Here is a 5343-nt window from a genome sequence, read left to right on the forward strand (position 1 = left end):
GCTCGTGAACACTTGAATACAGAAGATTATGGTGATTTTTAATGATGTGAAAAGATTTATGCAACGCTAGTGAAAGCACGGAAAAAAATTACCGGAATATGCATGCAAGTGTTTACACGCATCGCATAAAGATATATACTGATTCTGGAAATTTCTGATGAAAGTAAGTACTTGCATGAAAAAGAGGTGAAGTTTGTTGGAGGACCAGAAAAAACAGGTTTCTCTGGAAGGGAAAGGTGAAGAACTGGAAACACGTCAGCGCATCCTGGCAGCTGCGAGCCAGTTGATGGCCCAAAAAGGGTTTAAAGGAGCGACGACGCGCAAGATTTCCGAGCTGGCAGGCGTGAATGAGGTGACGATTTTCCGCCATTTTACCAACAAAAAGGGGATTGTGGTCGAGCTATTGTCCGAGATGCTGGACGTGCGTAAGCCACTCGAAAATAGCCTCCAAGGCGACTTTGGCCAGCTGAGGGAAATGCTGATTGATTACGGCCGTACGTATTATCAGCTGATGGTGGATCGAAAAGAACTGATCATGATCAGCCTGATGGAATGCGACAACTATCCGGAGGTTTGCAAGCTGTTCAGTAACCTGCCTCTCTCAGCCATCGAGCTTTTGGACATCAAGCTGAAGGGCTTTCAAGAGCAGGGACATTTGCCGCAGTCTCTCAACACGTGGTCCGTATCCGCTATGTTCATCTCCACTTTCTTTCACGCTTTTATGGCCAAGTATCGATTACATATTGAATTTGACCTGAAGGTAACAGAGGAAGAATTGTTTGTAGAAACAACGGATATCATGCTAGGTGGCATTTTGAACCGTACCTAAATAGAGAATGGATCTGAAAAAGGAGCGGAGTGTACCATGAAAAAAGCACGTTGGCTTATACCTATTGTCATGGTTGGAATTCTGGCAACAACAGCATGCAGCAACTCCCAAGAGACAGCTTCCCTTCAAAAGGAAACGAAGTCAGTCGTCGTCGAAGCGGTAAAAAAGGAGCAGCTGCAGCAAGTATCCGAGCTTTCAGCCACCTTGCAGCCGAAAGAAGAAGCGCTGGTTTCATTTGAGGTAGGGGGACGCATTGTAGAACTGGAGAGAAACGAAGGCGACAATGTGAAGGCAGGCGATCTGCTGGCACGTATCAACGACAAGGATTACGAGCTGCAGGTAGCTGCTTCCAGCGCTGTGGTTCAGCAAAGTGCAGCCAGCATGAACAAGGTGCAGAACGGGGCTCGTGAGCAAGAGGTGACGCAAGCAGGGCTATTGGTAGAAAAAGCGACAATCGCCTTCGAGCAGGCTCAGGAGGATTTTCAGCGAATCGAAAAGCTCTATCAGGAAAACGCAATTTCCAAAAGTGATTTTGAAAACATGCAAAATCGCTTGAGCATCGCTCAAAAAGACCTGGAGAATGCCAAGCAAGCATACTCGATGATCACGCAGGGAGCGAGAGCGGAGGATAAGAATCTGAGTCAGGCCAGTTATCAGCATGCCGTTGTCTCCCAGGAAACGGCATCGAATACGTTGTCCAAAACCAATCTGCGCTCTCCCATCCATGGAACGATTCTCGCCAAGCTCTCATCGGCGGGCAATTTGGTTAGCCCCGGAACACCAATCTACCAGGTGGGCAACATCGATCAGCTGAAAGCGGTACTGCCTGTACCGGACCGGGAAATAGCCAATTGGAATGTAGGAGAGGTCATTACCTTTGACTTGTATGGGCAAAAAAGAGACGGGAAAGTGGTCAACATTTACCCAACCACCAACAAGAGCACAGGAACCATCGGGGTCGAGGTGCAGATCGAAAATCCGGCGCATGACTGGTTTGCCGGTCAGGTGGTGAAGGCGATCAAACCTATCGATGTGGCAGCGGGCATCTACGTTCCGGTGGAGTCTGTGATCAGCAGAGGCAAGGATAACGCACATGTTTTTCTGATCAAAGACGGCAAGGCCGTGAAAACCAATGTCGAAATTGGGCGAATCGTCAGCAACAAGCTGGAGATACGCAGTGGATTGACGGAAGGAGAGCAGTTGATCGTCAAAGGTGTTGACCGTTTATTCGACGGTGATGCCGTAGAGACGATGGGAGGTACCCCGCAGTGATCCAGTACATCGTCCGCAAGCGCAAAATTACCTTGCTGTTTTTTGTGATGCTCGTGCTTGTCGGTTTTCTCAGCTTCTTCCAACTGCCCAGGCAGGAGATGCCGGATATTATCGTCAATGTAGCTACGGTCACTACGATCTATCCGGGAGCCTCACCAGAAAAGGTTGAGCAGACAGTCACGAAAAAGCTGGAAGAGAAGATCAATGAAATTCAGGGTCTCAACTATATATCCTCCACGTCCATGCTCGGGGTTTCTTCGATTCTGGTAGAGACCAAAAGTGACGTCGATCCCAAGCAAAAATGGGATGAGCTGAGAAAAAAGGTGAAGGACGCTGAAGCTGACTTGCCTGCTGACGCGAAGCAGCCGATCATCAATGACGATTTAAACCGTACCTTTGTCCAGAGCTTGGCGGTGACGGCGGAGACGACAGAGGAATTGTACGGCCTGCGTTCCATGATGGAATCGTGGAAGGGACAGCTTCGCACTATTCCCAACGTTGCCGATGTGACGATCATGGGCCTTACAGAACAGGAAGTACGGATCGAAGTAGATACACAAAAGCTGAGTCAATACGGAATCAACTGGAGTCAGGTCATGATGGCTGTCAAAGCGGAGAACGAACGGGTCCCGGTCGGAGATTTGACCAGCCACAATCGCACCTATCAGCTGAAGCTGGCGGAATTTGCTGATATCGAAGAGCTGAACCGCATCTTGATTGCACGTGCTCCGGACGGCTCTCCTGTATATTTGAGGGATATCGGAAACGTGAGATTGACGACAGAGTCGATCAAATCCACCTCCTATTTCAATGGCAAGCCATCGCTTACGATCAGCATCAATGCGGAGACGGGCAGCGATGTTCCTTCCCTGCAAAAGAACGTAGACGAAATGGTGGCGACGCTGGAAAAATCACTTCCTGTCTGGGCGGAAAAGCACTCCATCTACAGTCAGAAGGAACGGGTAGATGACTTGTTTGGCGACCTGACCAAAGAAATGATGATTGCAGTAGCAGCGGTGCTGCTGATTTGTACACTCGGGTTGAACCTCGTCACTTCTTTCGTGGTGGCTCTCGCCATTCCAATCTCCCTTGCAGTCGGGATGATGTTTTTGCCTGGGCTGGGAATTACACTCAACATGATTTCGATTGTTTCGCTGATTATCGTGTTGGGGATTCTCGTGGATGACGCCGTGGTGGTGAACGACAACATTGAGCGGCGGAGATTTGTTCTTGGTGAAAAGCCGATGCAAGCAGCCGTCAAAGGCGCAAATGAAGTATCCATTTCGATTGTGACAGCTACCTTGGCGACCATCGCCTCGTTTGCACCTCTGATGTTTTTGGATGGCAATGTCGGGCAGTTTATTCGTCCAGTTCCAGCCATTATCTCACTGACGATGTTGGCTTCGATGGTCATGTCGCTGACCATTATCCCGATCTTTAGACAGTGGCATGAGCAAAGGCGCAAGAAGGATAGCAGCAGCTACAGCAAGCCGCCTGGACTGCTTGGAAAAGAGCTGGCTTTGCTGACCAAATGGTATGCAGGAAGCATGATGCCAAGAATCCTGAAGCGTCCTTTGTTATCGGGGATGGTCGGGGTTCTGATCGGTACAGCGGCGTACGGTTTGATTCCTTTGACGCCGATTGAGTTGTTCCCCAAGGATGATCGCCCTCAGTTTTTGGTCAACATTCGCGTTCCTGTGGGAAACAGTATTGAAGAAACGGATCGGGTCGTTCGCAGTGTGTCAGATTGGATTATGAAGCAGCCGGGGATCGAGTCTGTGGCTTCTTATGCGGGCGGTAGTGCGCCGAAAATGTTCGGAGGCGATACGGACGCGGGAACCGGTATTACGATTGGTCAGCTGGTAGTTCGCTACGATAACAAGCAGGTACAAATGAAAGATATGCTGGGACCGTGGACAGAGGAATTCAAAAAAATGTACCCGGAAGCAAGCATTTTGCCGGAAGAATTGGAAGCGGGACCGCCTGTAGGCAAGCCGGTTGTGATTCGCGTATACGGGGAAGACCTTGAAACGCTGCGCTCGCTGTCTGAGCAGGTGAAGAACCAGGTAGCCAAAATTGCCGGAACCTACGACGTTCAAGATAACTTCGGCATTGAGCGCTATGCGCTGGAGTTTGTCGTGAATCAGGACGTCATGGAGCAAAAGCTGGTCAACTACAACACGCTGTCGCAAACGCTTCGTCTGGTGAGCGAAGGGCTTACCGTCAGCCAATTTGACGACGGTACAGAACTCATCGATATGAAGCTGTTTTTGCAAAAAGAGGAAGAGGACCCGTCGTTGTTATTCCAGCGCCTAAGCGTGGCCAATGCTCGCGGAGAATTGATCCCACTCTCACAATTGGCGGAAGTGAAACCGACGTTTAGCACACAGGCTATTCCTCATCGTAATTTGTCGCGCAGCGTGACGATTTCCAGTGAGCTGAAGGGGCGCACGGCAACAGAGGTGATGACAGAGCTTACCCCGATTCTGCAATCACTGGAAATGCCGGAGGGCTACCGCTATGAGATCGGCGGAGAAACCTCGGAGCAGACGGATATTTTTATCAGTATGGGCAAACTCTCCGTCTTGGTCGTGTTTTTGATCCTCATTTTGATCGCGATGCAATTCTACTCACTGACGATACCGGTTCTCGTGATGAGTACGGTGTATCTGGCCGTGTCTGGCAGCTTGATCGGGTTGTTTGTGACCCAGACACCGTTAGGGTTTATGACGATGATGGGAGTCATCTCGCTGGCAGGAATTGTGGTTCGCAACGGGATCGTGTTTATCGAGTTCATCGAAGAAGCACGCCATGCGGGAGCTGAATTGAAGCAAGCGGTGATTCAGGCTGGTGAAGCGCGTCTGCGTCCGATCCTGCTCACCTCACTGACGGCGGTTGCGGGCTTGACGCCCCTTGCCATTTCCGGTGATGTACTGTTCCAGCCCCTTGCTATCACGATTATCTCAGGGCTGCTGTTCTCTACGCTTTTGACGTTGATTGTCGTCCCCTCTTTCTACACCGTGCTCATGCAGCGGAAATTGAAAAGGCAGGCGAAAAAAGCGGCAAAGCGTCCGGATTTATACGGGCCGGGAATGGAGCTCGAGTAGACCTTACGCTAGCCGATAGAGGTAAAAGATTTGTTGGAGCCCTCCAATCATGGGGGGCTTTTTTCTTGGTGTGCCACGCATGGCGATTAACTAGGTGGTGAAAGTCCACTGTGGGGGTTTGTAGTTACCAACCAC

General features: G+C 50.1%; 3 protein-coding genes. All 3 read left to right on the forward strand.

Annotated features, from left to right (window positions below; genetic code table 11):
• Positions 1 to 196 precede the first annotated feature (196 nt).
• Genes JZI27_RS24640 through JZI27_RS24650 form a run of 3 tightly spaced genes read left to right on the forward strand, consistent with a single transcriptional unit; the run spans position 197 to position 5208 of the window.
• Positions 197 to 829 (forward strand): TetR/AcrR family transcriptional regulator, encoded by a 633-nt coding sequence (locus tag JZI27_RS24640; RefSeq protein WP_280209805.1) that lies wholly within the window; start codon positions 197 to 199, stop codon positions 827 to 829.
• 36 nt (positions 830 to 865) lie between these two features.
• Positions 866 to 2101, forward strand: coding sequence for an efflux RND transporter periplasmic adaptor subunit (locus JZI27_RS24645; protein ID WP_280209806.1), 1236 nt, complete (start codon positions 866 to 868; stop codon positions 2099 to 2101).
• Positions 2098 to 5208 (forward strand): efflux RND transporter permease subunit, encoded by a 3111-nt coding sequence (locus JZI27_RS24650; RefSeq protein ID WP_280209807.1) that lies wholly within the window; start codon positions 2098 to 2100, stop codon positions 5206 to 5208. Before JZI27_RS24645 ends, JZI27_RS24650 begins: the two co-directional genes overlap by 4 nt.
• Positions 5209 to 5343 lie beyond the last annotated feature (135 nt).

The sequence above is a fragment of the Brevibacillus sp. AY1 genome, assembly GCF_029870785.1.
GTDB classification, from domain to species: Bacteria; Bacillota; Bacilli; order Brevibacillales; family Brevibacillaceae; genus Brevibacillus; species Brevibacillus invocatus.

Coding starts and splice junctions, on each gene's coding strand:
- JZI27_RS24645 (WP_280209806.1), top strand. CDS start 866: ATGAAAAAAGCACGTTGGCTTATACCTATTGTCATGGTTGGAATTCTG.